The 25,649-nt window shown below is 67.0% G+C and carries 25 protein-coding genes; 10 read left to right on the top strand and 15 right to left on the bottom strand.

The window, feature by feature from the left end; all coding sequences use genetic code 11:
• Positions 1-3: 3 nt before the first annotated feature.
• The 8 genes from EV560_RS18915 to EV560_RS18950 all read right to left on the bottom strand — a co-directional run bounded on the left by EV560_RS18915 (position 4) and on the right by EV560_RS18950 (position 9,881).
• On the bottom strand, positions 4-2,712 hold the full coding sequence (locus EV560_RS18915) for a response regulator (RefSeq protein WP_131857358.1): 2,709 nt from the start codon (positions 2,710-2,712) through the stop codon (positions 4-6).
• 215 nt (positions 2,713-2,927) lie between these two features.
• Positions 2,928-3,563: a maleylacetoacetate isomerase gene (maiA, locus tag EV560_RS18920; protein WP_131857359.1), complete on the bottom strand. Its 636-nt coding sequence runs from the start codon at positions 3,561-3,563 to the stop codon at positions 2,928-2,930.
• A gap of 10 nt (positions 3,564-3,573) precedes the next feature.
• Positions 3,574-3,777, bottom strand: coding sequence for a hypothetical protein (locus tag EV560_RS18925; RefSeq protein ID WP_131857360.1), 204 nt, complete (start codon positions 3,775-3,777; stop codon positions 3,574-3,576).
• Between the two features lie 160 nt (positions 3,778-3,937).
• Complete coding sequence (locus tag EV560_RS18930) at positions 3,938-5,707, bottom strand: cytochrome c biogenesis protein DipZ (protein WP_131857361.1); 1,770 nt, start codon at positions 5,705-5,707, stop codon at positions 3,938-3,940.
• Positions 5,708-5,899: 192 nt separating this feature from the next.
• Positions 5,900-7,222 carry an ATP-binding protein gene (locus EV560_RS18935; RefSeq protein WP_131857362.1) on the bottom strand — a complete coding sequence of 441 codons (1,323 nt, stop codon included), beginning with the start codon at positions 7,220-7,222 and terminating at the stop codon, positions 5,900-5,902.
• Positions 7,219-7,959, bottom strand: a complete 741-nt coding sequence (locus tag EV560_RS18940; protein ID WP_131857363.1) for a response regulator — start codon at positions 7,957-7,959, stop codon at positions 7,219-7,221. Before EV560_RS18940 ends, EV560_RS18935 begins: the two co-directional genes overlap by 4 nt.
• 169 nt (positions 7,960-8,128) lie before the next feature.
• Positions 8,129-9,082 (bottom strand): carbohydrate kinase family protein, encoded by a 954-nt coding sequence (locus tag EV560_RS18945; RefSeq protein ID WP_131857364.1) that lies wholly within the window; start codon positions 9,080-9,082, stop codon positions 8,129-8,131.
• A gap of 40 nt (positions 9,083-9,122) precedes the next feature.
• Positions 9,123-9,881 carry an SDR family NAD(P)-dependent oxidoreductase gene (locus EV560_RS18950; RefSeq protein WP_131857770.1) on the bottom strand — a complete coding sequence of 253 codons (759 nt, stop codon included), beginning with the start codon at positions 9,879-9,881 and terminating at the stop codon, positions 9,123-9,125.
• 153 nt (positions 9,882-10,034) lie between these two features.
• On the opposite strand from EV560_RS18950, the gene EV560_RS18955 reads away from it, so the two are divergent.
• From EV560_RS18955 to minE, 9 genes are all read left to right on the top strand, one after another.
• Positions 10,035-11,294 (top strand): ABC transporter substrate-binding protein, encoded by a 1,260-nt coding sequence (locus tag EV560_RS18955; protein WP_131857365.1) that lies wholly within the window; start codon positions 10,035-10,037, stop codon positions 11,292-11,294.
• Between the two features lie 76 nt (positions 11,295-11,370).
• Positions 11,371-12,276 carry a carbohydrate ABC transporter permease gene (locus EV560_RS18960; protein WP_248312148.1) on the top strand — a complete coding sequence of 302 codons (906 nt, stop codon included), beginning with the start codon at positions 11,371-11,373 and terminating at the stop codon, positions 12,274-12,276.
• Positions 12,269-13,120: a carbohydrate ABC transporter permease gene (locus EV560_RS18965; protein ID WP_131857367.1), complete on the top strand. Its 852-nt coding sequence runs from the start codon at positions 12,269-12,271 to the stop codon at positions 13,118-13,120. Before EV560_RS18960 ends, EV560_RS18965 begins: the two co-directional genes overlap by 8 nt.
• Positions 13,121-13,163: 43 nt before the next feature.
• A complete protein-coding gene (locus tag EV560_RS18970) occupies positions 13,164-14,261 on the top strand; it encodes a Gfo/Idh/MocA family protein (RefSeq protein ID WP_131857368.1) in 1,098 nt (365 codons plus the stop codon).
• A 17-nt stretch (positions 14,262-14,278) separates the two neighbouring features.
• Positions 14,279-14,920: a ThuA domain-containing protein gene (locus tag EV560_RS18975; RefSeq protein WP_131857369.1), complete on the top strand. Its 642-nt coding sequence runs from the start codon at positions 14,279-14,281 to the stop codon at positions 14,918-14,920.
• Positions 14,920-15,972, top strand: coding sequence for a LacI family DNA-binding transcriptional regulator (locus tag EV560_RS18980; protein WP_131857370.1), 1,053 nt, complete (start codon positions 14,920-14,922; stop codon positions 15,970-15,972). The genes EV560_RS18975 and EV560_RS18980 overlap by 1 nt, the downstream gene beginning before the upstream one ends.
• A gap of 442 nt (positions 15,973-16,414) precedes the next feature.
• Positions 16,415-17,182, top strand: a complete 768-nt coding sequence (gene minC, locus EV560_RS18985) for a septum site-determining protein MinC (protein ID WP_131857371.1) — start codon at positions 16,415-16,417, stop codon at positions 17,180-17,182.
• 34 nt (positions 17,183-17,216) lie between these two features.
• The gene (gene minD / locus EV560_RS18990; RefSeq protein WP_131857372.1) at positions 17,217-18,032 is read left to right on the top strand and encodes a septum site-determining protein MinD; all 816 of its coding nucleotides are present in this window, start codon (positions 17,217-17,219) and stop codon (positions 18,030-18,032) included.
• Positions 18,029-18,304 (top strand): cell division topological specificity factor MinE, encoded by a 276-nt coding sequence (minE, locus tag EV560_RS18995; protein WP_131857373.1) that lies wholly within the window; start codon positions 18,029-18,031, stop codon positions 18,302-18,304. Before minD ends, minE begins: the two co-directional genes overlap by 4 nt.
• 35 nt (positions 18,305-18,339) lie before the next feature.
• Here minE and EV560_RS19000 read toward each other — a convergent pair whose 3' ends face one another.
• Entirely contained in the window at positions 18,340-19,227 is an 888-nt protein-coding gene (locus EV560_RS19000; RefSeq protein WP_131857374.1) for a LysR family transcriptional regulator, read from the bottom strand.
• A 119-nt stretch (positions 19,228-19,346) separates the two neighbouring features.
• On the opposite strand from EV560_RS19000, the gene EV560_RS19005 reads away from it, so the two are divergent.
• Positions 19,347-20,579, top strand: a complete 1,233-nt coding sequence (locus EV560_RS19005) for a YbfB/YjiJ family MFS transporter (protein WP_131857375.1) — start codon at positions 19,347-19,349, stop codon at positions 20,577-20,579.
• 193 nt (positions 20,580-20,772) lie between these two features.
• Here the strand turns inward: EV560_RS19005 and EV560_RS19010 are convergent, their stop codons facing one another.
• The 6 genes from EV560_RS19010 to EV560_RS19035 are packed head-to-tail and all read right to left on the bottom strand — an operon-like array spanning position 20,773 to position 25,590.
• On the bottom strand, positions 20,773-21,474 hold the full coding sequence (locus EV560_RS19010; RefSeq protein ID WP_131857376.1) for a ribonuclease activity regulator RraA: 702 nt from the start codon (positions 21,472-21,474) through the stop codon (positions 20,773-20,775).
• A 10-nt stretch (positions 21,475-21,484) separates the two neighbouring features.
• A complete protein-coding gene (locus EV560_RS19015; RefSeq protein WP_131857377.1) occupies positions 21,485-22,270 on the bottom strand; it encodes an SDR family oxidoreductase in 786 nt (261 codons plus the stop codon).
• 51 nt (positions 22,271-22,321) lie between these two features.
• Positions 22,322-23,434: a mandelate racemase/muconate lactonizing enzyme family protein gene (locus EV560_RS19020; protein ID WP_131857378.1), complete on the bottom strand. Its 1,113-nt coding sequence runs from the start codon at positions 23,432-23,434 to the stop codon at positions 22,322-22,324.
• A gap of 58 nt (positions 23,435-23,492) precedes the next feature.
• Complete coding sequence (locus tag EV560_RS19025; protein WP_131857379.1) at positions 23,493-24,269, bottom strand: amino acid ABC transporter ATP-binding protein; 777 nt, start codon at positions 24,267-24,269, stop codon at positions 23,493-23,495.
• A complete protein-coding gene (locus tag EV560_RS19030) occupies positions 24,266-24,925 on the bottom strand; it encodes an amino acid ABC transporter permease (RefSeq protein WP_131857380.1) in 660 nt (219 codons plus the stop codon). The genes EV560_RS19025 and EV560_RS19030 overlap by 4 nt, the downstream gene beginning before the upstream one ends.
• Complete coding sequence (locus EV560_RS19035) at positions 24,922-25,590, bottom strand: amino acid ABC transporter permease (protein ID WP_131857381.1); 669 nt, start codon at positions 25,588-25,590, stop codon at positions 24,922-24,924. Before EV560_RS19035 ends, EV560_RS19030 begins: the two co-directional genes overlap by 4 nt.
• Positions 25,591-25,649: the final 59 nt, after the last annotated feature.

A 25,649-nucleotide genomic window follows, 5' to 3' on the forward strand; every position in this document is an offset into this window, starting at 1 on the left:
GGTTCAGCTCCGAATGTGGGCGAGTACCTGTTGCAGTTGCGCAAGCTGGTAGGGCTTCTTCAGCAAGGTCGTCCGGCGGTCCCGCGGGAAGCCCTCGACCTCATTGTGGCCCGTCGCGAAGATGATAGCGACGTCCGGCTTGACCGCTCTCAGGCGTGTCGCCAGCTCGCTGCCCGATATGTCCGGCAAACCGACATCGGTGAGCAGCACATCGATATCTCGTGCGGTTGCGATTTCGAGCGCCTCAAGACCGGTGCCGGCTTCGATGGCGATATGCCCGATGTCTTGAACCATATCGGCTGTATCAAGACGGATAATCGCGTCGTCTTCGCACACGAGAACAGTTAGAGCTCGCTCAGTACCCAGCGGTGGATTCACTGGCAGGGGCTCCTGCCGAGGCATCTTGCCATCGCGAGCCAGAACCTGCCGAATCTTTCTGGCCAGGACATCGCGCGAATACGGCTTCGAGAGCAGGTTGACGCCCTCGTCGAGCCGACCACCATGGACGATGGAATTCTCGGTGTAGCCCGACGTGAACAGCACGCTGAGCTGCGGAATGCGCTCCCTGGCTTTCCGCGCGAGTTCCGCGCTCTTTAGCGGCCCGGGCATGACGACGTCCGTGAACAGCAAGTCGACCATCACGCCGCTCTCGATGACGACGAGCGCGCTTTGCGCATCGGGCGCCTTGAGGACCCGATATCCGAGACCTTCAAGCGTCGCTACGACGGTGTCGCGCACAGCCTCGTCATCCTCGACGACGAGCACGGTTTCGCTTCCACCGACAACCGGTCCCGTGTCTGTCTCGACCGGCACGTCCTCCGCCTGGCTCGATCGGGGCAGATAGAGTTTGACGGTCGTTCCTTGCCCCGGCTCGCTGTAGACTTTGACGTGCCCACCTGACTGCTTGACGAAGCCGAAGACCATCGAGAGCCCGAGACCGGTGCCCTTCCCCTGCGGCTTCGTCGAGAAGAAGGGCTCGAATGCCTTTTCCAGGATTTCCGGTGTCATACCGCTGCCGGTGTCGGTGACCGATAGCTGGACATATTGCCCGGCCGAGACCTCGGCATGACGTTCGGCGTAAGCATCGTCGAGAAAGGCATTGCCGGCCTCGATCGTCAGGTGGCCACTGCCTCCCATCGCGTCACGCGAGTTGATCGCCAGATTGAGAACAGCGTTTTCGAGGTTCGTCGGGTCGACCAGGGTGTTCCAGAGTCCACCTGCGACAACCGTCTCGATCTGAACAGCCTCTCCGATCGTGCGACGCAACAGGTCGTCCATGCCGCGAATGAGCCGCCCGACATTGACGACTTTCGGTTCCAAAGGCTGCCGGCGCCCAAACGCGAGCAGTTGCGACGATAGATGCGCGCCTCTCGCCACGCCGGCCATCGCTCTCTCAACCTTGGCCAGCGCCTTCTCGTTGTTGCCAACCTCCCGCGACAGCAGCTGAAGGTTGCCGCCGATAACCTGGAGCAGGTTGTTGAAGTCGTGCGCGACGCCGCCAGTCAGGTTGCCGATCGCTTCCATCTTCTGGGCCTGCACCAGCATCGCCTCCACCCGCGCACGCCGATCGATCTCGGCGGTGAGCCTGGCGTTGGCCTCCTCGAGATCACGCGTGCGCTCCGCAACGCGAAGCTCGAGGTTCGCGCTATCGGAGCGGATCTGTTGCGAGGCCGATGAAAGCGCATCCCGCAAAGCTGCGAACTCACGCAGCTTCGTGGCCACGGCGATAGGATTGTCCGATTTCCCCAACGCGCCGCTGGCGGCGGTCAGGCTTGCCAGCGGGCGCTCGATCAGGCGCCAGAGCCACAAGGCGGTGCCGGAGGCCAGAAGGAGCACCAGACCGCCAAGAAGAACGAGTGTCAGCAAGGCGGCTTGCAAGGGGCGTTCGATGATCGACTGCTTGATGTTCGCAGCGATCAGCCAGCGCGACACATCCGATCGGACATAGCCGACAAGAACATCGTCACCTGTGGCGCTGCGGCCCGAGAATGTTCCGCTCTCACCGGCAGCTTGCGCGAGAAAGGTGGGATTGCCCGGCTTGCCCCTGAACGCCTCGTCATTATCCGATCGTGTGACGTAGGTCCCCGCCTTGTCTCCGACGCCGATGATCCAGTCCGGCGGGATGACGTTTCGCAAAACGTCGTGCAGCACGGTCGTCGCGACGCTGACGTGCAGAAGATATTTGACTTGCCCGTCGATCGTCACCGGAACGACGACCGCGACGAGGGGGCGATTGACCACGCCACCGACGAACACGTCCGACACGAACGGTCGTCCCGCCGAGATGGCCTCGGGATCGGCGGCAATGCGCGAGCTAGGAAGGCCCGTACCGTATGGAACGGCAGTACTCAACAGCTGTTCGCCTTCGACGGAACGCAGTCCGATATCCCCGCCAATGAAGGCCTTCACAAGAAGTGCCTGGCGATAGAAGGCAGCGAGGTCGCCCGATCGCAGATTTCCGGACGTGCCGAGAGTCTGCAACGCGGTCCGCCAGCCGAGCAATTGTCGGTCCAGGATCGATGTCGCAGTCTGGGCGACCTCGCGAGCGTCCTGCTCGTATCGGGCGCGCTCCGCCGTCGAAAATCGTTCCAAGAGAACGATGGCGAAGAGCACGCCGGGCACGAGTATGATCGCCACGAGCGCGAGCGCGATCAGCCGCGAGGGAATTCCGGAGCGAGCAGGCCGATCCGAAACCGATTCTGCCAATTTCATCCGCGCTCTCGGACCACTCAAGGGTTTGATGAGAGGCAATAGCACGCTTTACGTGATGATTCGCCAGCGGCGCTTCGTCGGGCAATTGGTGCGTCGGCTGGTCGATGCGTTGGACATGTCGAGGTGGGTGCCACGAGAAGCCGCCAGAGGCTCTCACCTTACGAGGGAGGGCCGGGCATGGATGAGAATCGGATCAGGAGCATCGCCTGTGCGGCTTATCGTCTCGCAGCCGGCGCGTTCTCGGCGAAGGCCGGAATGGCGCGGAGCTTCGTGACGATCCCGGCGATGGCCGGCCATTGCGCGAGGTCGAAGCCCATGCGCTCGGCGCCGATCGCCTGCGGGAACAGAAAGATATCGGCAAGCGACGGGCGATCGCCGGCGGCGAAAGCCCCTGCCCCGCGGCCGGCGATCAGGCTTTCGACGGCGGCCAGGCCTTCGCCGACCCAATGGCGCCGCCAGGCGGCGATGCCGGCCTCGTCGAGGCTGAGATTCGCGTCGAGATAGGCGGCGACCCTGGGCGGCAGCAGCGCGTGGATCTCCGCCGCCACCGCGAGGGCGACAGAACGCGCGAAGGCCCTGGCCTCGGGCGTCGGCGGCAGCAGCGGCGGCTCCGGGTGGATCTCGTCGAGATATTCGATGATCGCCAACGATTGCGTGAGCAACTCCCCGCTCTCGGTCAGCAGCGCCGGCACCAGCCCTTGCGGATTGAGCCGGCGATAATCGGGCTGCCGGCTCTCGGCCGCCTCGCCGAAAATCGTGATGGGCTGCCGCTCGACCTCGAGCCCCTTGAGGGCGAGCGCGATGCGCACGCGGGAGGCGGCGGAGGAAACCTCGTTGTCATAGAGCTTCATGGGCGTGTCCTCAGCGATCATCGACTGTGACGCCTTGCGCCGCAGCGCTGCCGCGCGTGACGGCGGACTGAACCACAGCCTTGGGCGGGTTCGTCGGCGCGCCGGCCTTGGCGAGCAAGGCCGAGCTTGCCGCGAGCGCGCGCGGGTCAGTGTCCCAGGCGCAGGGCGACAGCATCAGCGCCAGGACGGCGAGGCATATGACGGCAAGCTGCATGATCAAGTCTCCTCTGTGTCGGTGAAGGCGCGCAAGGCGGGAGGCTGGATCACCGGACCGGATATCGTGTCCAGCCCGATGATCCAGCTCCTTGTTTCGCATCGGCTTTCCCGAAAACCGCGATCCACTTTTCGGGCCGATGCACTACGGCGGCGACGCCTCAGCCGAAGGTGAAGACGAAGGCCTCGGCGCCGGGATCGAGGAAGCGGATCTCGAAGCTCCGCTCGCGCACGTCGCCGGCCTGCCGCACGAGCTGGTAGAGACGGGTCTGCGTCACCACGCCGTTGCCATCGGCGTCGGTATCGGCGCCATGGCTCTCGCCGGGCGACTTGCCGTCGACCGTGACCTGGAAGCGGATCGGCTTGCCGCCGCTACCGGGCCCGAGAACAAGGTGCAGGTCACGCGCCTGGAAACGATAGGTGATGCCGCCACCCGCGCGGTTCAGCACCGCCTGCTCGGGTCCGACCGTCCAGTTGCCGGCCAGGGCCCATTCGTTGAGGCGGGGCTTCGCCGCCGAATAGTCGCGGGCGACATCCCGCCTCAGCCCCTCCGGAGAGGTGAAATTCGAGGCGCGCTCATAGCCGAGATAGGTCTCGAAGGAGCCGATATTGCCGAGATCGGGCGCCGCCTGCGCGCCAGGGGCGCTCGGGGCGACGGGGCCGCTTTCGGCGCGCAGGCTGCCGGCCTCGGCCAGCAGCTCCTGGATGACCTTCTCGGACCTGGCATTGTTGCCCTCGCCGAACTGGTGATGCCGGATCCGGCCCTGGGCATCGATGAAGTAATAGGCCGGCCAGTAATTGTTACGGAAAGCCCGCCAGATCCGGAAGTTGTTGTCGACCGCGACGGGGAATTCGATCTTCAGGTCGCCGATCGCTCGCTTGACGTTCTCGATCTTCTTCTCGAAGGCGAATTCCGGCGCATGCACGCCGATCACGACCAGGCCCTGGTCCTTGTACTTCTCGGCCCAGGCCCGGACGAAGGGGACCGAGCGAATGCAGTTGATGCAGGAATAGGTCCAGAAATCGACCAGGACGACCTTGCCGCGGAGCTGCTCCACGGTCAGCGGCGGCGAGTTCAACCACTCGACCGCGCCGTCGAGCGAGGGGAACTGGCCCTCGACCGGCAAATTGCTGCGGAAGCCCGGACGGGCATCGATCGCGAAAGTCGACATGCTGTTCTCCGCCATTCTCGTGGAGGGCGCGCCATTGGCGCCGAAAGCATCGAGCAGGACCTGCTCGATCCGGCTGGTGCCGGAACTGGACAGGCGCGCCAGCAGGCCGGTATCGGCGCCAAGCCCGATCGCGGCGACACCGCCGAGCACGGCGACGCCCAAGCCACGGCGCAGCCATTCGCCGGCGCCGAGCGAGCGCTTCATCGCCGCGAAAACCCGGCCGCCGACCAGAAGCGCGACGGCGAGCGAGCTCGCCGCGCCGGCCGCATAGGCGAGCAGGAGCAGGCTCGTCTGGGCATTCGCGCCCTGCAGGGCAGCGCCGGTCAGCACCAGGCCCAGGATCGGCCCGGCGCAGGGCGCCCAGAGCAGGCCGGTCGCGATTCCCAGCAGGAGCGAGCCGCCGAATGACGGGGCCGCGCCCGGCTCGGCCGCCGAACGGGAAAGACGGTTGCCGAGTTCGATCGCCGGCTGCGCCAGCCTGGCCGCCAGCCCGGGCCAGATCAGCGTCGCGCCGAACAAAGCGAGCAGGACCAGCGCCAACGCGCGGCCGAGCTCGTTCGCCTCGATCGCCCAGCCGCCGCCGACGGCGGCGAGCGTGGCGATGCCGGCAAATGTCGCGGCCATGCCGGCGAGCATCGGCAAGGTCCGGCTCAGGAAGGGCTGGTCGGCGCGGGCGAAGACGAAGGGAAGAACCGGGAGGATGCAGGGGCTGAGGATGGTCAGCGCACCTCCGAGATAGGCTATCACCAAAAGGGTCATCGTCGCTTCCTCTGCAAGGATCGATCAGGCGCCAAGGCGCCGCGGCCGTAGAGCGGCCGTTCCCCGCATCAGGTGGGCGTCAAGTATCCCGGATGTGTCCCGTCCGGCCGGAGTTGTAACGAAGTGTTCGGGCGAGACGGGTTCGTACGTTTCGATACGAAAGCGCGGTGAGGTCCGCCGCTGCGCGCGCGCTCAGCGCAGCGAAATCGTCGCGGACAGGCCGCCGCCCTCGCGGTTGCGCAAGGTGAGCGAGCCGCCGATCGCCTGCGCGAGCTGCTGCGCGATCGCCAGGCCCAGCCCGGTTCCGCCGGTTCCGCGGTTGCGCGACTGCTCGAGCCGGACGAAGGGCTGCATCACCGCCTCGAGCTGATCCTCGGGGATGCCGGGGCCGCGATCGAGCACCTCGATGACGACCGGCCCCCCAGCCTCCTGGCGCACAGATATCTCGGCGCTGCCGCCGAATTTCAGGGCATTGTCGACGAGATTGGTCAGGATCCGGCGCAGCGCATGCGGCCGGGTCACGATCGTGCCGGCGAGCGCAGTGCCGATCGTCACGTCCTTGCCGGTATCCTGGTAGTCATAGGCGAGGCTCTCGACGAAGGAGGCGACGTCGATCCGGGCGGATTTCTCGACATTGCCATGGGCGCTGCGGGCATAGGCCACGCCTTCCTTGACCAGCCGCTCGATCTCAGCGAGGTCCTGGACCAGCTTGTCCTTCTCCGGCGTGTCCTCGGCCATTTCGGCGCGCAGCTTCATGCGCGTGATCGGCGTCTGCAGGTCATGCGAGATCGCCGCCAGGATCTGCACCCGCTCCTCGAGATAATGCGCGATCCGGTCGCGCATCGCGTTGAAGGCGCTCGCGGCATAGGCGACCTCGCTCGGGCCGGCCTCGCTCAGCCGCGGCGTCTTCTGGTTCGGATCGAGCGCATCCGCCGCCCTGGCGAGGTTGACCAGCGGCCGGATGGCCTGCCGGACGGCGAACCAGCTGCAGAGTATGAGCAGGCCGAGCTGCGCGACCAGGACATAGGGCAGCCAGTCCGCCAGCGGCATCACGCCGGCGGGGTTGACGTCGACCGTCAGCGGGCTGCCATCGCTCAGGGTCAGATGGGCCTGCAGGCGCTTGCCGTCGCCCGGGATCGACTCGATCGTGACGGGGAAGCGCTCGCCGACGGCCTCGCGGATCCTGCCGGCGATCTCCGTGCTGCGCGCGCTCAGCTCGGGAATCCCGGGCAGGCCGGGGCCGAGAACATAGCTGTAGCTGCCGCGGGCGAGCCGCTTCGCCCAGTCCGGCCGCTCATCCGCCGGCAGCCGGTCGAGGATGGCGATCGAGGTCGCGACATCGTTCTCGAGCGTGCCGAGCATCACAGCCTTGGCGCTCATGTAGCGCTCGAGGAAGAGGACGCCGAAGGACAGGCCATGCGCGATGGCGAGCCCGGCAAGCAGGATCAGGAAGAGCCTCGATCCCAGGGTGCGCGGCCAGAGCCGGACGCGCCGGAAGGCCGCGACCGCGCTCATTGCCGTGCGACCGAGATCTCGACCGGCATCGAGAAGACATAGCCCTCGCTGCGGACGGTCTTGATATAGGCCGGCTCGCGCGCATCGTCGCGCAGGCGCTGGCGCAGCCGGCTGACGAGAAGGTCGATCGAGCGGTCGAAGAGCTCGGCCTCGCGGCCCTGAGTGAGGTTCAGCAGCTGGTCGCGGTTGAGCACGCGCTGCGGATGATCGACGAAGACGCGCAGCAGCCGATATTCGGCGCCGCTGAGGGCAACCGTCGTGCCGTCGCTGTCGAGCAGGTGCCGCCCGGTCGTGTCGAGCTGCCAGGCGCCGAAGCTCAGCAGCTGGCCGGCCTCCGAGACCTGCAGATTGGGCGGCAGCATGCGGGTCCGGCGCAGGATCGCCTTGATGCGGGCGAGCAATTCGCGCGCGGCGAAGGGCTTGGTCAGATAGTCGTCGGCGCCCATCTCCAGGCCGATGATGCGGTCGGTCTCGTCACTGCGCGCGGTCAGCATCAGGATCGGCGTCGCCTTGTGCTTGCCGACCCGCAGCTCGCGGCAGAGCACCAGGCCATCATCGCCGGGCATCATCACATCGAGAACGATGAGGTCGACCGAGTTCGTCTCGAGGAAGCTGCGCATCTGCCGGCCATCGGCCGCGATCGAGACGCGCAGGCCGTTCTTCTTGAGATAGCCGGAGACCAGCTCGCGGATCTCGCGATCGTCGTCGACGATCAGGATGTGGTCGATGTGGTCCATCGCAAGGGCGCTCCCTCCGCATCCGGGCTCGGCCCGGTCGGCATATCACAACGGGCCGCGATGTATCCGCGATGTGTCGCCCGCCACCCGAATTGGATGGCGATGTAACACTCCGGCCGCCGGATACAGTGCGATACAATGGGCCGGGCCGTCCGACTACGATGACGGCTCAGCGGGCGAGACGCCGGCTCGCCTCGACCTCGGCCGCGCTCGGCAGGTCGGCGCCGCGACGGGTGACGGTGATGGCCGCGGCCGCCGTCGCATAGGCGAGAAGATCCGCGATCGCCGGCAGATCGAGCGTCGCGATCGCCTGGGGATGAAGCCGCCCGGTTTTCGCGAGCTGCGCCAGCAGGGCGGCATGGAACGTGTCCCCGGCTCCGACCGTATCCTGCACGGCGACAGCACGGCCCGGCACCGAGATGCTGCCCGCGGCCGAGAAGGCGACGGAGCCGCGCGCCCCCTCGGTCACCACGACCAGCTTCGCGCCGCAGCCGAGCCAATAGGCAGCGGCCTCGGCAATCGAAACCTTGCCGCCCCAGGCGGTGCGGATATCCTCGTCGCTGGCCTTGATCAGGGTCGCGGTCCGGTAGAAGCGCTCGGCCGCGACGGCCCAGCTGGCCATCTCGCCGAGCACGGTCGGGCGCAGATTCGGGTCGATGCTGATGACCCGCCGCCCCGCCTCGCGCTCGGCCAGCGCGGCAAAGGCCGAGCCGACGGGCTCGACCGCCAGCGTGTAGGAGCCGAAGGTCAGGGCCTGGATCTGCGGCGGCAGTTCCGCCGGCAGGTCGGCTGGAACGAGCGAGCGGTCGGCAGCGCCTTCGCCGTGGAAGCCATAGCTCGGCTGGCCGTCGCCGGCGGTCGCGACGACCGAGATCGTGGAGAGCCGGTCGGTCCGGACCAGGAACCGGTCGTCGACCCCTTCCCGGACGAGGATGTCGGCAAGAAGCTCGCCGAAGCGATCGCGCGAGACGCCGCCGAGGAAGGCCGCGTCGACGCCCAGGCGCGCCAGGCCGATGGCCACATTGAAGGGCGAGCCGCCGGCGACGGCGCGGGCCGGCATCTCCGCGCCTTCGGGCGCGCCGACGAAGAGGTCGATCAGGGCTTCGCCGCAAACAAGGATCATGGGCCCTCGCATCTTGGGCCCTCGATGCTCGCCGGGCCGATCAGACCCAGCCACCATCGACGACATAGTGCTGCGAGGTGCAAGCCGAAGCCTCGTCCGAGGCGAGGAAAACGGTGAACTTCGCCAGCTCGTCGGGCACCAGCTTGCGCTTGAGGCATTGCCGGCGCATCAGCTCGGCCTCGCCTTCCGGGGTCAGCCATTTCTCGATCTGGCGCTCCGTCATGATCCAGCCGGGAGCGATCGCGTTGACGCGGATATTATAGGGACCGTAGTCCCGCGCGAGCGAGCGCGTCAGGCCGATCACCCCGGACTTCGCGGCGGTATAGGCGGCCATGCCGCCCTGCCCGGCCATCCATGAGGTCGAGCCGAAATTGATGATGGCGCCGCCATTCGCGGCCTTCATGTCCGGCAGCACCGCCTGGGCGGCGAAGAACTGGTGCTTCAGGTTCACCGCGAGCCGGTCGTCCCAATATTCCGGGGTCACCGTCTCCGTCGCGTGCCGCTCGTCATGGGCCGCATTGTTGACGAGGACCTGGATCGGTCCGTGCTTGGCGCGGGCCTGCTCGACATTGGCCCGAAGCGCCGCGGTGTCGGTCAGGTCGACATGCTGGAAATGCGCGGAGAAACCCTCCTTGGTCAGGTCCGCGGCGAGCTTTTCTCCGGCCTCACGCTGGATATCGAACAGGATCACCGTCGATTTCTGTTCGGCGAACCTGCGCGAGATCGCGGCACCGATGCCGGAGGCGCCGCCTGTGACCAGAACAACCTTGCCGGCAAGGTCTGAATACATGGCAGCCATAGTCAACTCCGTCATCGATTCGGATCAGGCTACCCCATGCAGCCATCTATTCAAGGCCGGACCATATACCGCAAAATCTGAGTTGCGTACCTCAAACTTTGAGGTAGTCTGTCGTCAACCTGCCGGTCAAAGCGCGGGAATTGGGAGGACGACATGCGAATTGTCAGGACGCTGGCGCTCGCCGCCGCAGGATTCATCATGGCCGCCGGGGCCGCAGCAGCCCAAACCACGGTGCGCTGGCTGCATATCGAGCAGAACCCGGCCCAGGTGAAGATCTGGGAAGAGGTGGCGCGCAATTTCGAGGCGAAGAATCCCGGCGTGAAGGTCGAGATGCAGTTCCTCGAGAACGAGGCCTACAAGGCCAAGCTGCCGACCATCCTGCAGTCGAAGGACCGGCCGCATATCCTCTATTCCTGGGCCGGCGGCGTGCTGAAGACGCAGGTCGAGGCCGGCGTCCTGGAAGACATCACCGCCGGGGTCGGCGACTACAAGAACAAGCTCTCCGCCGCCGCGGTCGAGGCCTTCACGGTCGACGGCAAGCTCTACGGCCTGCCCTATAACGTCTCGCAGGTCGGGTTCATGTACAACAAGGACCTGTTCGCCAAGGCTGGCGTCGACGGGACCAAGATCAAGACCTGGGACGACCTGCTCGACGCGGTGAAGAAGCTCAAGGCCGCGGGCATCACCCCGATCGCCGTCGGCGGGCAGGACAAGTGGCCGCTGCATTTCTACTGGACGCATCTGGCCGTCCGCCTCGGCGGAAAGCCGGCCTTCGAGGCGGCGCTGAAGGGCCAGAATGGCGGGTTCGAGGGCGAGACCTTCCAGAAATCCGGCGAATTGATGAAGCAGCTCGTCGATCTCGAGCCGTTCCAGTCCGGCTTCCTCGGCTTCAAGAACCAGCAGGCGCTCGGCTTCTTCGGCGACGGCAAGGCGGCGATGAACCTGGCGATCTCGCATCACTCGGCGACGCAGCGCGCCCTCGCCGCCGACAAGAAGGGCGTTCCCGAGGACAAGCTCGGCTGGATCGATTTCCCGATGCCGGCCGGCGCCAAGGGGCAGCCCACCGATACGCTCGGCGGCGTCAATGGCTGGCTCGTGACCAAGGGCTCTCCCAAGGAGGCCGTCGAGTTCGTGAAGTTCTTCGTCTCCGACGATGTCCAGCGTGCGCTGGCGCAGCAGAACTTCATCATCCCGACCTATAAGGGCGCCGAGGCCGCGCTGAGCGCCGCGTTCATGCAGAACGTCGCCAAGAATATCGCCGCCTCGAACTACCATCAGAACTTCTACGACCAGGATCTCGGCCCCTCCGTCGGCCGGGTGGTCAATGACGCGACGGCCGAGATCGCCGGCGGCTCGATGACGCCGAAGCAGGCCGCCAAGGCCATCCAGGACGCCTTCAAGCAGGGCAACTGAAACCCGGCCCGGCCTCTTCCGGGAGGCCGGCCAACCTGCGAGCGAACGAATGACTGAGCGCAGCGGCGCCATCGTCATGCGCAGCGGCCGGCCTGTGGCTGCAGCGTACCGGAAAAAGGCGATCGACGGGCGCCTGACCGCCCTCCTTCTGTTCCTGCCGCCGGCACTGCTGCTGTTCACGCTCTTCGTCGTGCTGCCGATCGGCGAGGCCGCCTGGTATTCCGGCTTCAACTGGAACGGCTTCGGCAAGCCGACCAAATGGATCGGCCTCGACAATTACCGCTTCGTCTTCGACACGCGCGGCTTCGGCACGGCCTTCCGCAACAACCTGCTGATCATCGCGGTCTCGCTGACGATCCAGCTGCCGCTCGCGCTGACGCTGGCGCTGATCCTGGCCGAGAAGTTCCGCGGCTCGGTCGCGCTCAGGATGCTCTTCTTCCTGCCCTATGTGCTGGCCGAGGTCGCCACGGGCCTGATCTTCAGCTTCATCTATGACGGCAATTACGGGCTGCTGGCCTCGATCTACCGGGCTTTCGGCGCCGAGGCGCCGCATCTGCTCGCCAGCACGCAGACCTCGATGCTGGCGATCCTGATCGTCGTCGTCTGGAAGTATTTCGGCTTCCACATGATGCTGTTCATCGCCGCGCTGCAGGGCATGGACAAGAACCTGATCGAGGCGGCGCGGATCGACGGCGCCTCGCGCTGGCAGGTGCTGCGCCATATCGTGGTGCCGCTGCTCTATCCGACGATCCGGCTCTCGATCTTCTTCGCCGTGGTCGGCTCGCTGCAGCTCTTCGACCTGGTGATGCCGCTGACCCGCGGCGGCCCGGCCGATTCCTCCAACACCATGGTCAGCTTCCTCTACAATCACGGCATCTCGCGCATGCGCGTCGGTTTCGGCAGCGCGATCGGCGTGATCCTGTTCGTGATCTGCGTGACCTTCGCCATCACCTATAAACGCTGGTTCATGCGCAATGAGTGACGCCCTCGCCGCGAGCCGCCGGCCGCTCGACCTCGTGCCCTACTACAAGGCGCTCTTCCTCCTGCTGGTCGCCGCCTTCGTCGCGGTGCCGCTGCTGGCGACCGTGCTCGGCGGCTTCAAGACGCTGGGGGAGCTGCGCACCAACCCGTTCGGGCTGCCCGAAACCTGGGAATGGGAGAACTATGCCGGCATCCTGTTCTCGGGGCGCTACTGGCAACTGCTGTGGAACTCGCTGGTGATCGCCAGCCTCACCGTCGTGCTGACGCTGATCGTCGCGTCGATGGCGGCCTTCGCCTTCGCCCATATCCATTTCTTCGGCAGCTCGATGCTGCTGAGCTACCTGACCATGGGCCTGCTGTTCCCGGCCGCGACCGCGATCCTGCCACTCTTCATCAAGGTGCGCGATCTCGGCCTGCTCGACAGCTATTTCGGCGTGGTGCTGCCACAGGTCGCCTTCGGGCTGGCGATGAGCGTGCTGCTGCTACGGCGCTTCTTCAAGGACCTGCCGCATGAGCTGCTCGAGGCGGCGCTCGTCGACGGCTGCAGCTATGTCGATTTCTTCCGCCACGTCACGCTGCCACTGTCGCGGCCGATCCTCGCCACGGTCGGCACCATCGTCTTCGTGCATAGCTGGAACAGCTACCTGCTGCCGCTGGTGATGCTGAACTCCGACGCGCTCTACCCCTGGCCGCTCGGCATCATGGTCTACCAGGGCGAGTTCTCGTCGGAATGGCACCTCATCCTGGCGTTCATCACGCTGACCCTGCTGCCGACGATCATCCTCTTCATCTTCGCCCAGAAACACATTGTCGCCGGCCTGACCGCCGGCGCGGTGAAGGGCTGAGCCGGCCGCGAACCGGCACCGCGCCTCGCAAACGGAGACTGGCATGCGTAAAGTAGGAATCGGGATCATCGGCTGCGGCAATATCAGCACGAAATATCTCACGGCGATGCAGCACTTCCCGGTGCTGGAGCTGAAGGCCGTGGCCGACATGCGCAGCGCGGCGGCGCAGGCGCGCGGCGCCGAGTTCGGCGTGCCCGGACTGAGGGTCGACCAGCTCCTCAAGCGCGACGATATCGAGGTCGTCGTCAACCTGACCGTGCCGCTCGCCCATACCGATGTCAGCCTCGCCGTGCTCAATGCCGGCAAGCATGTCCATTCCGAGAAGCCGCTCGGCATCAACACGGTCGAGGCGCGCAAGGTGATGGACCTCGCCGCCCAGAAGAACCTGCGCGTCGGCTGCGCGCCCGACACCTTCCTCGGCGGCGGCCACCAGACGGCGCGAAAGCTGCTCGACGACGGCGCCATCGGCAAGCCGGTGGCGGGCAGCGCCTTCTTCGGCTGCCCCGGTCATGAAAGCTGGCATCCGGCGCCCGGCTTCTATTACCTGCGCGGCGGCGGGCCGATGCTCGACATGGGCCCGTATTACATCACCGACCTGGTGCAGCTGCTCGGCCCGGTCGCCTCGGTGATGGGCTCGACCGCCCGGCCCCGCTCGGAGCGGCTCGTCACCAGCCAGCCGATGAACGGCGCGCTGGTCCCGGTCGAGGTCGACACCCATGTCGCCGGCACGCTCGAATTCGAGAATGGCGCGGTCGTCTCGATCACGATGAGCTTCGACGTGCCGCAGCACGCCCATGCGCCGATCGAGATCTATGGCGACAAGGCCGCCATGCTGGTGCCCGATCCCAACAAGTTCGGTGGCGAGGTCAAGCTGGCGAAGCCGCGCGGGCCCTGGGAGAGCGTCCCGCTCAGCCATGGCCATGCCGATGGCGAGTTCCGCTCGATCGGCGTCGCCGACATGGCCGCGGCCATCGTTGCCGACCGCCCGCATCGCGCCAGCGGCGCCCTCGCCTTCCATGTGCTGGAGGTGATGGAGGCGTTCCAGACCTCCGCCAACGAGGGCCGCCGGATCAAGATCGACAGCCGCGTCGAGAGGCCGGCCGCCTTGCCCGCGGGGCGTCAGACCGGCCAGATCGACTGAACAAAGGGATAGCGAGAATGCGTAAGGCTATGATCGTTTGGGGCGGCTGGCCGGGACATGATCCCGATCTCTGCGCCTCGATGATGCGGGGCTGGCTCAAGGCCGAGGGCTTCGAGGTTCGCGTCGAGACCGAGACATCGGCATTCCTGGATCCGGCGATCCGCGACCTCTCCCTGATCGTGCCGATCTTCACGATGTCGAAGATCGAGAAGGAGGAGGCGCTGGCGCTCTGCGCCGCTGTCCGTGGCGGGGTCGGGCTGGCCGGCCATCATGGCGGCATGTGCGACGCGTTTCGCGAATCCGTCGACTACCAGTTCATGTGCGGCGGCCAATGGGTCGCCCATCCCGGCAATATCATCGACTATACCGTCGAGATCACGAGGCCGGACGACCCGATCATGGCGGGGATATCCGGCTTCGAGCATCGCTCCGAGCAATATTATCTGCATGTCGACCCCGGCAATGAGGTATTGGCGACGACGCGATTCAGCGGCGACCATGCCTCCTGGATCGAGGGAGTGGAGATGCCGGTGGTCTGGAAGAAGCGCTATGGCGACGGCCGTGTCTTCTATTCCTCGCTCGGCCACCGCGCCTATGAGCTCGACGTGCCGGAGATCAGGATCATGATGACGCGCGGGATGCTCTGGGCGGCGCGCTGATGGCGGACGGGGTTGCACGCGTGACCGGGAGGGCGACGCTCGAGGATGTGGCGCGGGCGGCAGGCGTCTCGCTCGCGACCGCCGACCGCGTCGTCAACCGCCGCGACGGCGTGCGCGACAAGACGGTGGCGCGCGTCGAGGCGGCGATCGCCCGGCTCGGCTACCGGGCCGACCCCGCCGCGGCGCGGCTCGCGCGCAACCAGAGCTTCCGCTTCCTGTTCATCCTGCCGACCGGCGCCAACAGCTTCATGACCCTGCTGGCGGAGCAGGTCGCGCGCACGGCGGAATGGCTCGCCGACCAGCGCGCCTATCTCGATATCGAGCATGTCGATGTCTTCGAGCCCGAGGCGCTCGCCGCGGTGCTCGAGACGGTGCCGCCCGGCTATCATGGCGTGGCGACGGTCGCGCTCGACCATCCGCGCGTGCGCGCCGCGATCGACGATCTCGCCGATCGCGACGTGCCGGTGGTGACGCTGGTCTCGGACGTGCCGAGCTCGCGCCGGGTGCATTATGTCGGCATCGACAATCCTGCGGCGGGGCGGACAGCCGCGACGCTGATGGGCCGTTTCCTGCGCGGGCAGACCGGCACTGTCGGCGTCATAGCCGGCTCGCTCGCGCTGCGCGACCATGCCGAGCGCCAGTTCGGCTTCACCCAGGTGATCTCCCGGGAATATCCGGGGCTCGTCGTGCTGCCGGCCATCGAAGGACGCGACGACAGCGAGCGCACCCGGCTTGCCGTCTCCACCATGCTGGAACGGGAGAAGGATCTCGTCGGCATCTACAATGTCGGCGCCGGCAATCGCGGCGTCGCGGCCGCGCTGCAGCAGGCGGGGCGGCGCGCCGGCGAGATCGCCTGGATCGCGCATGAGCTGACGGCGCATAGCCGGCGCTACCTGCTCAACGGCGAGATCGACGCGCTGATCAGCCAGAATCCGGGCCATGAGGCGCGCTCGGCGGGGCGCGTGCTGCTGGCCTATTGCTCGGGCAATCCGATGCTGCCGGACCAGGAGCGCATCGGCATCGACATCTTCCTGCGCGACAACCTGCCCTAAGCGTCACACAGACCTTTTGGCGGTCCCCGCCTTCCGATTCCGCGGGATGCGGCACCCCGCCCTCACCCTTGCCATCGCGATTCGTGATTCGCGGACGAATCGATCGGGCGCCGATCAGGGCCGGCTCTCGTACCTGCAATGGGGTTGCCGAGCGCCGCCTGCAAAGCCTTGAAAAGCCACCTCGCCAGACGGCCAGGGGTCTCGTGGCGGGGCTCCGAAGCGCGGCGAGGGGCGTCCTTGCAGGCAGCTTCCGCACAGGCTTCGGCAGCGCCCGAAAAGTCTCGGCCTTAACGCCTCATTAAAAATATAAGCCGCTGATAATACAACTCTTTTCATCGCATACGCGGATTTCTCGAAGGCGTTTCCCCACGAAAATGAGCCAGCAATTTACCGGTCGTTAACCATTTTCTCGATACATCTGAGCAACCGAAAATTTACCAAGATGACCGACGTGTTAACCCAACCCCGGCCCATCCGCCTCAAGGGGCGATCCTACCTTGCGCTGACGCTGACCCCGGAGCTTCCCTTCGAGGACTGGCTGGTGCGGCTCGACGATCTGGCCTCCCGCTCCGCCGGGTTCTTCCTGCGGCGGCCGGTGGTGCTCGATATCGAAGGCCTGGAGATCGACCGGTCGCAGCTTCGCGACATGGTCAGCCAGCTCGGCTCGCGCAAGGTCAGGATCATGGGGATCGAGGGGGCACGCCCCTCGATGCTCGGCGCCGACCTGCCGCCGGCCATGTCCGGCGGGCGGGCGGCCTCGGATTTCGAGGAGCCCGTCGCAGCGGAGCCCGCCGCAGCCGAGCCGGTCACGGCCGAAGCGGCCAAGGATGCCGAAATCGTCGAGAGCCTCGCGCCCTCCGTCCAGCTGCCGACCCAGGTCACGCCGTCGCTCGTCGTCACCCAGCCGGTGCGCTCGGGACAGGCGCTGTTCTTCCCCGAGGGCGACGTGACGGTCGTCGGCTCGGTCGCATCCGGCGCGGAAATCGTCGCCGGCGGCTCGATCCATATTTACGGCACGCTGAGGGGCCGCGCGATGGCGGGCACGATGGGCAATGCCTCGGCGCGCATCTTCTGCCGCAAGCTCGAAGCGGAGCTGGTCTCGATCGACGGCTACTACAAGACGGCCGAGGATCTGGAGCCCGGCCTGCGCGGCAAGGCGGTCCAGTTCTGGCTCGAAGGTGAAACCTTCAAGGTTGGATCACTCGCCTGAACCGACGGCGCGTCCACAACAACAGGAGAGGTCAATGGGCAAGGTCATCGTGGTCACATCGGGCAAGGGCGGCGTCGGCAAGACGACGTCCTCGGCCGCGCTCGGCGCCGCGCTCGCACAGAGCGGCGAGAAGGTCGTGGTCGTGGATTTCGATGTCGGCCTGCGCAATCTCGACCTGGTCATGGGCGCCGAGCGGCGCGTGGTCTACGACCTCGTCAACGTGATCCAGGGCGAAGCCAAGATCACCCAGGCGCTGATCCGCGACAAGCGGCTGGAGTCGCTCTACCTGCTGCCGGCCTCGCAGACGCGCGACAAGGACAATCTCACCGCTGAGGGCGTCGAGGCGGTGATCGGCGCGCTGAAAACCGGGTTCGACTGGGTCATCTGCGACAGCCCGGCCGGCATCGAGCGCGGCGCGACGCTCGCCATGCGCCATGCCGACGTGGCCATCGTCGTGACCAATCCGGAAGTCTCCTCCGTGCGCGATTCCGACCGCATCATCGGCCTGCTCGATTCCAAGACGGTCAAGGCCGAAAATGGCGAGCGCATGGAGAAGCACCTGCTCCTCACCCGCTACGACCCGGCCCGCGCCGAGCGCGGCGACATGCTCAAGGTCGACGACGTCCTCGAGATCCTGTCGATCCCGCTGCTCGGCATCATCCCGGAAAGCATGGACGTGCTGCGCGCCTCCAATCTCGGCGCCCCCGTCACCCTGGCGGATGAGCGCTCCGCGCCGGCCCTCGCCTATTTCGATGCGGTGCGCCGCCTGCGTGGCGAAACCCTGCCGGTCGCCGTTCCCGGCGAGAAGCGGAGCTTCTTCGGCAAGTTCTTCGGGAGGAAAGCGGCATGAATTTCCTTCGCCTCTTTTCCCGCTCGCCGTCGGCGCCCGCCGCCCGCGAGCGATTGCAGGTGCTCCTCGCCCATGAGCGCGCCTCGACGGGCGGCTCGGATCTCGTCAGCCAGCTGCGCGACGAAATCCTGCGCGTCATCGCCAAGCACATGCAGATCGACGACGACAAGGTCAGCGTCAGGATGGAGCGTGGCGCGAAGGTCTCGACCCTCGCGGTCGATGTCGAAATCCCGTTCGACGCCAGCAAGGACGCCGGCAAGAAGGCGGCCTGAGGGCCGCCTTTTCTGCACGCGGCAGGACGCGCGGCTCAGGCTGCCACCTGATCCTGCCCCTGCACGGCTTTCGCCATGGCGAGCAGCGCCGCCATGGCGCTCGAGACATGGACATCGGAGCGGCGCACGAATAGCGTCTCGACCTGCGCCCGCTCGGCGGGCAGTTCATGAATGGCGACCCTGCCATCCCGCCCGGCTTCGGCGACCAGGCCTTTCGGCAGCAGGGTGACGCCGATCCCCGCCGATGCGCAGCTGATGATCGCGTCCAGCGAGCCGAATTCCAGAGGTTTGGCGGTGACGATGCCCATCTCCGCGATCAGCGTTTCCAGGCGCTGGCGATAGGAGCAGCCGATCTGGAAGACGATGGTCCTCAGGTCGGGGATATGCCGCAGCTCCGCCGGCGTGCGGATGCCGGGCGCGGTGACCAGGACGAGCTCCTCGTGGAAGACGACCTCCTGCTCGAGGCCAGCTTGATTGACCGGGCCGGACACGAACGCGCCTTCGAGCCGGCAGGCGATGACCTCGTCCAGCAGCTTGCGCGTCGTCCCGGTGGTGAGCACCAGCCGGACCGCCGGATGGCTCCTGGCAAAGCGCGGCAGCAGGGGTGAGAGCCGCAGCGCGGTCGTCGTTTCCAGGCTACCGAACAGGAGCGTGCCGCTCGGCGTGCCGTCATCCTGCGCCGCCGCCTGCGCCTCGCCGAGCAGCCTGGTGATGCGCCCGACGAAAGGCAGGAGGCGCTGCCCTGCCGGCGTCGTCAGAACGCCGCGGGCATGACGCTGGAACAGGCTGACACCCAATTCCTGTTCGAGCGTGCGGATGCGGGCCGTGACATTCGACTGCACCGTATGCAGCTCCTGCGCTGCCCGGTTCATGCTGCCATGGCGCGACACCGCCTCGAAAACCGTCAGATCGGAGACGTCCATCACTCACCTGCCGAAAGAGAGCTATCTGCTCACGAGATAGCCGATATCACAATATCCCGTTTCTGCAGATTGGCAGGAAGCCCTATGATCCGACCGTCAAACAGATCGAGAGACGACGCATGGCCGGCGATGTCATTCATGGGGCCGATCACAAAAAGGGCGGCGCCCCCAACGCCCTCGCCCGCCGCGCGATCCTGTGCGCCTTCTGCACCAGCCTGATCGGTATCGGGCTCGCCCGCTTCGCCTATACGCCGCTACTGCCGGCGATCATCGGCGCGCATTGGTTCGAGCCCTCCGCGGCCGCCTATCTCGGCGCCGCCAACCTCGCCGGCTATCTGGCGGGCGCGCTGCTCGGACGCAGGATCGCCGGACAGCTCTCGCTGGTCACGACGATCCGGATCATGATGCTGGTCGCGACGACCTCCTTCTTCGCCTGCGCCTTCCCGCTCAGTTTCCTGTGGTTCTTCACCTGGCGCTTCGTCGCGGGCGCCGCGGGCGGCGCGCTGATGGTGCTGGCCGCGCCGAGCGTGCTGCCGCATATCGGCCCGTCGCGGCGGGGCCTGGCGAGCGGCCTGATCTTCATGGGCGTCGGGGTCGGGGTCGCCGCCTCCGGCACGCTCGTCCCGCTCCTGCTCCGGCAGGGCCTGCAGGAAGCCTGGTTCGGTCTTGGCGCCCTGTCGCTGATCCTGGCGGCCATCGCCTGGACCGGCTGGCCGAGCGAGGCTGCGCCGGTGGCCAGCGCGCCGGCCGCACGCGAGGTCCATGTGCCCAAGCGCCTGACCTTGCGCGCGCTCTATCTCGAATACGCACTGAATGCGGCCGGCTGGGTGCCGCACATGATCTTCCTCGTCGATTTCGTGGCGCGCGGCCTCGGCGAAGGCGTCGAGATCGGCGCCCGCTTCTGGGTCCTGTTCGGGATCGGCGCCACGGTCGGGCCGGTGCTCGCCGGCCATCTCGCCGACCGCATCGGCTTCGGCGCGGCCCTGCGCCTGAGCTTCACGATCGAGGCCGTCGCCGTCGCGATCCCGGCCTTCGGGCTCGGCGAGGCCTGGCTGATGGCCTCCAGCGTCGTGGTCGGCGCCTTCGTGACCGGGACGGTTCCGCTGGTGCTGGGGCGCATCGGCGAATTGCTGCCGCATCATCCGGCGCAGCAGAAGGTCGCCTGGAGCCTGGCGACGGTGTTCTTCGCCCTGTTCCAGGCTGCGGCCGCCTATGGCCTGTCCTTCGTCTTCTCCGCGACCGGGGGCAACTACCGGCTGCTCTTCTTCATCGGCTCGGGCGCGATGATCCTGGCCCTGGCGATCGACCTCGTCGCCGCCGGGCTCGACCGGACGCGGGCGGCGAAGCGGTGATGCGCCCGCCCCTCATTGCAGCTTGTCGAGCGTGATCGGCAGCCAGAGCATTTCCGCGTTTCTCCGAAAGCGAAAACTCTCTGGCCCTTTGTTTTGACGCATTTTCTTCACGCGAACCGGTATCCACTTCGCTCGAAAATGCTCTGGCGCACGCGCTTGCCGGAGCGTCCTGCCCCCGGGCGATCGGGACGCCTTACGCCTTTGCACTCGTCGCGTAGCGCGCCTTGGTCTCCTCGTTCATCGGATAGAGCCCGGGCAGAGGCACGCCGCGGCCGACCTCGTCCATGATCCAGGCTTCCATGCGCTCCTGCTCCGGCGCCTCGGCGAGGATCTGGTCGAGATAGGCGGCGGGGATCAGCACCGCGCCGTCCTGGTCGCAGACCACCACGTCGTTCGGGAAGACGGCGACGCCGCCGCAGCCGATCGGCTCCTGCCAGGCGACGAAGGTCAGGCCGGCGACCGAGGGCGGCGCCGAGATGCCGTTGCACCAGACATCGAGACCGCTATCGAGCACGCCGGCAACGTCGCGCACCACGCCGTCGGTGACCAGCGCGGCGACATTGCGCTTGGCCATGCGGGCGCAGAGGATGTCGCCGAAAATGCCGGCGTCAGTGACGCCCATCGCGTCGACCACGGCGACGCAGCCCTCCGGCATCGCCTCGATGGCGGCGCGGGTCGAGATCGGCGAGGCCCAGGAAGCCGGCGTCGCCAGGTCCTCGCGCGCCGGGACGAAGCGCAAGGTGAAGGCCGGGCCGACGATGCGCGGCTGGCCGGGCTTCAGCGGCTTGGTGCCGCGCATCCAGACATTGCGCAGGCCCTTCTTGAGCAGGACCGTGGTGAGGGTGGCGGTCGAGACCGCCTGCAGGGCCTTGATAGCCGCTTGGTCGAGAGCCATGGTCTTATCCTCAGATGCTCTGGATGAGGCCGCCGTCCACGCGGACGATCGAGCCGGTGACGTAGGACGCCTTCGCGCTCGCCAGGAAGGCGACGACATCGGCGTATTCCTGCGGGTCGCCATAGCGGCCGGCGGGGATGGTGCTGGTGCTTTCGGCCGAGACCTCCTCGGTGCTGCGGCCTTCGCGCTTGGCCTTCTGCTCGTCGAGGAAGGTGATGCGCTTGGTCGCGATGCGGCCGGGCACGACGACATTGCAGGTGACGCCGTCGCGGGCGACCTCGCGCGCCAGCGTCTTCGACCAGCCGACGAGGCTGGCGCGCAACGCGTTGGAGACGCCGAGATTGGGGATCGGCGCGACGACGCCGGAGGAGGCAGAGGTGACGACCCGGCCCCAGCGGCGGGCGCGCATGCCGGGCAGGACACGGTCGGTGATGGCGATGACCGAGAGCACCATGGCGCGGAAGCTGCCCTCCCAGAGCGCCGGGTCCTGGCCGGCGGCCGGCGTCGGCGGCGGGCCACCAGTGTTGTTGACGAGGATGTCGATGCCGCCATGGCGCGCCTCGATGCCGGCGACATGGGCGTCGATCGAGGCGAGATCGGCGAGGTCCCAGGCGAGCGCCTCGGCCGTGCCGCCGGCGGCGGTGATCGCGGCCGCGGTCGCCTGCGCCGCCTCGAGATTGATGTCGGCGGCGACGACGCGCGCGCCCTCCTGCGCCAGGCTGCGGGCGATCGCGCCGCCCAGGCCGCCGCCCGCGCCGAAGACGAGCGCCGTCTTGCCGTCTATTCCAAAATTCATCGCTTTGGTCCCATGGGCAGGCCGCGTCGGGCGGGAGAGGAGGCTCTCCCGTCAGACCGGCGTGTTGAATTCCTTGATCAGCCCGTCCTTGGGCCAGAGCCCGGTGCCGGGCCTGGTCGAGACATGGAGGAAGCCGTCGACGGGCTGCGGCACCTCCTCGAAGATGGCGTTGTAGGCCATCCATTTGTGGAAATGGTACTCGACCAGCGTGCCGTTCATCAGGCCGGCCTGGAGCGCGACATTGTGCGGGCCGGCGCCGTTGCCGTGGCTGATCGGCTTGTTGAAGGCCTTGGCCATGCCGGCGATGCGGATGCCGGCGGTATAGCCGCCATCATTGTTGACATTGGGCTGCACGATATCGACCGCGCCGGCGATGAGCTGGTCGCGGATCGAATATTTGGCGTTCTCGGCGATCGCCATCGGGATGCTGGTCTTGGCCTTGAGCTCGAGCATCAGGCGGGGGTCGTTGTCGAGCAGCGGCTCCTCGAAGAAGGCGATGTCGAGATCGCGGCACATCTCGCAGAGGCGGATCGCCTGGATCGCGGTCATGCGGGCATTGCCGTCCATGGCGATCTTGACGTTCGGACCGACCGCGTCGCGCATCGCCTTCATGCGGATATAGTCGTCATCCGGGTCCGGCACCGTCTGGCGGCCGACCGTGTTCTTCAAGTGGGTGTTGCCGAGCGCGACGAGGTGCTTCGACTCGGCCGCGAGTTCCTCGACGCTGTAGACCGGCGCCCCGCCATAGGCGGCGCCATGGGTGATGTAGACCGGGATCTTGTCGAAGGCGCCGCCGATGAGGTGATGGACCGAGCGTCCGCAGGCCTTGCCCTTGATGTCCCAGAGCGCGATGTCGATCATCGCCAGGCCGCTGACCAGCGAGCGGCCGAGATCGCGATGGGCGAAGATGAACTGCTTCCAGAGCTTGTAGTTGATCCGCTCGATCAGGACCGGGTCCTCGCCGATCAGCACCGGCTGGACGTAGCGGTTGATGAAATTGACGATGATCGGGTGGGCGTAGCCGCCCATCGCCCAGCCGACGAGCCCATCGTCGGTCTCGATCTCGACCATGATCGCCTGCTCGACATTCGGCAGCTTGCGGAAGGGCGGCGGCGTGATCGGGATATTGGTGAGGTGATAGGCCTGGACGCGGGCGATCTTCATGGGCTTGGCTTCCCGTAGCGAGGGGCGGAGATCGGGCTCTGGCGGCGATGCGGGGGCATCAGCCGTTCCAGGCCAGGTGGCTGAAGAAGTCTCGCGTACGCTGCTCGCGCGGCGCCTCGAAGACCTGCCTGGGCACGCCCTCCTCGACGACGCGGCCCTTGTCGAAGACGACGACCCAGTTGCCGACGCGGCGCGCGAAGGTCATCTCATGGGTGACGACGATCATCGTCATGCCCTCCTCGGCGAGGCGCTTCATGACGTTGAGCACCTCGCCGACGGTCTCGGGATCGAGCGCCGAGGTCGGCTCGTCGAAGAGCATGACCTCCGGCTCCATGGCGAGGGCGCGGGCAATGGCGACGCGCTGCTGCTGGCCGCCGGACAGCTCGCTCGGATAGCTCGCCGCCTTGTCGCCGAGACCGACCTTGGCGAGCAGGGCCCGCGCCTTCTCCTCGGCAACGGCCTTGTCGGTGCCGAGCACGGTGCGCGGGCCGATGGCGACGTTCTCGAGCGCGGTCTTGTGCGGGAACAGCTCGAAATTCTGGAAGACCATGCCCATGCGCCGACGCACCGGGGCGGCGAGCGCGGGGGTCGGCAGGGTGCCGCCCTCGAAGACGATGCGCCCGCCCTCGATCGGCTCCAGCGCGTTGGTGCAGCGAAGCAGGGTCGACTTGCCGGAGCCGGACGGACCGATCAGGCAGACGACCTCGCCCTGATGCACCTGGGCCGAGACGCCGTTCAGCGCGACGAAGCCGCCATAGCGCTTGACCACGTCCTCGTAGACGATGACCGGTGGCCGGTCGGCGCCGACGCGGGCGGCGTTGACGGGATCGGTCATTCCTTCACTCCGTAGCGCTTCTGCAGCCAGTCGACGAACTTCGCCTGGGGGAAGCCGAGGGCCCAGTAGATGACGGCGAGCGCCGTCAGGACTTCGAGGATGCGGTAGGTCTGTGAGCGCACCTGCATCGCGTTGTAGGCGAGGTCGCCGACCGCGATGACCGAGACCAGCGAGGTGTTCTTGAACAGCGAGACCCAGTTATTGGCGATCGCCGGGACGACGCGCGAGACCGCCTGGGGCAGGATGATCTTCAGGAAGGTCTGGCTGCGGGTCATGCCGAGCGCGAGACCCGCATTCCATTGCCCCTGCCGGATCGAGCTGACGCCGGCGCGGAAGGCCTCGGCATTATAGGCGGTGACCGAGAGCGCCAGCGCCAGCAGCCCGGTGGTGAAGGGCGGGATGTCGACGGCCGCGACGATCGGCAGGACGTAGAAGGTCCAGTAGACCAGCAGGATCGCCGGCACGTTGCGGAAGAACTCGACATAGGCCGTGCCGAGGAAGGCGACCGGCGCGACTTGCGAGCGCCGCAGCAGCATGATCAGCACGCCGCCCGGCAGCGCGATCGCCATGGTCAGCACCGAGAGCAGGATCGTGGTGCCGACGCCGCTCAGGAAGGCGCCGCGATATTGCCAGAGGACGCTCCAGTCGTAGGTCATGACCGCCCCAGATGCGCAAGGCGGCGGTAGATCCGGTCGACGCCGCGGGCCACGGGGAACATCAGGAGGAAGTAGACGACGAGCGCCACCGTATAGACCTCGAGCGGGCGGAGGGATTGCGAGGAGACGACCTCGGAGGAGCGCATGAATTCAGGCACCGCGATCACGGCCGAGACGGCGGTCTCCTTGATCGTCATGGTCACGATCGTCGCGTAGGGCGGCAGCATGCGGATCGCGGCCTGGGGCAGCACGACCTGGCGGATCGCCTGGCCGGTCGTCATGCCGAGCGCCAGCGCCGCCCGCATCTGGCCGGTGCGGACCGACTCGATGCCGCCGCGCACGATCTCCGAGACATAGGAGCCGACATGGAAGGTCAGCGCGACGAAGGCCGCGATCAGCGGCGGCAAGGTGATGCCGACCGCGAGCGGGAAGGCGAAGAAGGTCCAGACCAGCACGACGAGCACCGGCACGGCGCGCATCGAGTCGACATAGAAGGTGAGCAGGACCCTGAGCCAGCGCGGCCCGTAGACCCGGCCGACGCCGACGAGCACCCCGAGGAGCGAGGCGGAGACGATGACGGCGGCGGCGAGGCCAAGCGTCACCGAAAGGCCGAGAGCCAGGAAGCGCCAGCTCTCGACAAGCGGCGAGAAATCGAATTCGAGCACTGGACCCTCGCCCCGAGCGGACGGCTACCAGAAGCATTTTCGAGCGAAGTGGAGACCGG

Origin of the sequence: Allobosea sp. BK604 (assembly GCF_004341515.1) — a bacterium.
GTDB lineage: Bacteria > Pseudomonadota > Alphaproteobacteria > Rhizobiales > Beijerinckiaceae > Allobosea.

Excerpts from the sequence above, each read along its gene's own strand:
- EV560_RS18915 (WP_131857358.1), bottom strand. The coding sequence starts at position 2,712 with ATGAAATTGGCAGAATCGGTTTCGGATCGGCCTGCTCGCTCCGGAATT.
- maiA (WP_131857359.1), bottom strand. The coding sequence starts at position 3,563 with ATGAAGCTCTATGACAACGAGGTTTCCTCCGCCGCCTCCCGCGTGCGC.
- EV560_RS18925 (WP_131857360.1), bottom strand. The coding sequence starts at position 3,777 with ATGCAGCTTGCCGTCATATGCCTCGCCGTCCTGGCGCTGATGCTGTCG.
- EV560_RS18930 (WP_131857361.1), bottom strand. The coding sequence starts at position 5,707 with ATGACCCTTTTGGTGATAGCCTATCTCGGAGGTGCGCTGACCATCCTC.
- EV560_RS18935 (WP_131857362.1), bottom strand. The coding sequence starts at position 7,222 with ATGAGCGCGGTCGCGGCCTTCCGGCGCGTCCGGCTCTGGCCGCGCACC.
- EV560_RS18940 (WP_131857363.1), bottom strand. The coding sequence starts at position 7,959 with ATGGACCACATCGACCACATCCTGATCGTCGACGACGATCGCGAGATC.
- EV560_RS18945 (WP_131857364.1), bottom strand. The coding sequence starts at position 9,082 with ATGATCCTTGTTTGCGGCGAAGCCCTGATCGACCTCTTCGTCGGCGCG.
- EV560_RS18950 (WP_131857770.1), bottom strand. The coding sequence starts at position 9,881 with ATGGCTGCCATGTATTCAGACCTTGCCGGCAAGGTTGTTCTGGTCACA.
- EV560_RS18955 (WP_131857365.1), top strand. The coding sequence starts at position 10,035 with ATGCGAATTGTCAGGACGCTGGCGCTCGCCGCCGCAGGATTCATCATG.
- EV560_RS18960 (WP_248312148.1), top strand. The coding sequence starts at position 11,371 with ATGCGCAGCGGCCGGCCTGTGGCTGCAGCGTACCGGAAAAAGGCGATC.
- EV560_RS18965 (WP_131857367.1), top strand. The coding sequence starts at position 12,269 with ATGAGTGACGCCCTCGCCGCGAGCCGCCGGCCGCTCGACCTCGTGCCC.
- EV560_RS18970 (WP_131857368.1), top strand. The coding sequence starts at position 13,164 with ATGCGTAAAGTAGGAATCGGGATCATCGGCTGCGGCAATATCAGCACG.
- EV560_RS18975 (WP_131857369.1), top strand. The coding sequence starts at position 14,279 with ATGCGTAAGGCTATGATCGTTTGGGGCGGCTGGCCGGGACATGATCCC.
- EV560_RS18980 (WP_131857370.1), top strand. The coding sequence starts at position 14,920 with ATGGCGGACGGGGTTGCACGCGTGACCGGGAGGGCGACGCTCGAGGAT.
- minC (WP_131857371.1), top strand. The coding sequence starts at position 16,415 with ATGACCGACGTGTTAACCCAACCCCGGCCCATCCGCCTCAAGGGGCGA.
- minD (WP_131857372.1), top strand. The coding sequence starts at position 17,217 with ATGGGCAAGGTCATCGTGGTCACATCGGGCAAGGGCGGCGTCGGCAAG.
- minE (WP_131857373.1), top strand. The coding sequence starts at position 18,029 with ATGAATTTCCTTCGCCTCTTTTCCCGCTCGCCGTCGGCGCCCGCCGCC.
- EV560_RS19000 (WP_131857374.1), bottom strand. The coding sequence starts at position 19,227 with ATGGACGTCTCCGATCTGACGGTTTTCGAGGCGGTGTCGCGCCATGGC.
- EV560_RS19005 (WP_131857375.1), top strand. The coding sequence starts at position 19,347 with ATGGCCGGCGATGTCATTCATGGGGCCGATCACAAAAAGGGCGGCGCC.
- EV560_RS19010 (WP_131857376.1), bottom strand. The coding sequence starts at position 21,474 with ATGGCTCTCGACCAAGCGGCTATCAAGGCCCTGCAGGCGGTCTCGACC.
- EV560_RS19015 (WP_131857377.1), bottom strand. The coding sequence starts at position 22,270 with ATGAATTTTGGAATAGACGGCAAGACGGCGCTCGTCTTCGGCGCGGGC.
- EV560_RS19020 (WP_131857378.1), bottom strand. The coding sequence starts at position 23,434 with ATGAAGATCGCCCGCGTCCAGGCCTATCACCTCACCAATATCCCGATC.
- EV560_RS19025 (WP_131857379.1), bottom strand. The coding sequence starts at position 24,269 with ATGACCGATCCCGTCAACGCCGCCCGCGTCGGCGCCGACCGGCCACCG.
- EV560_RS19030 (WP_131857380.1), bottom strand. The coding sequence starts at position 24,925 with ATGACCTACGACTGGAGCGTCCTCTGGCAATATCGCGGCGCCTTCCTG.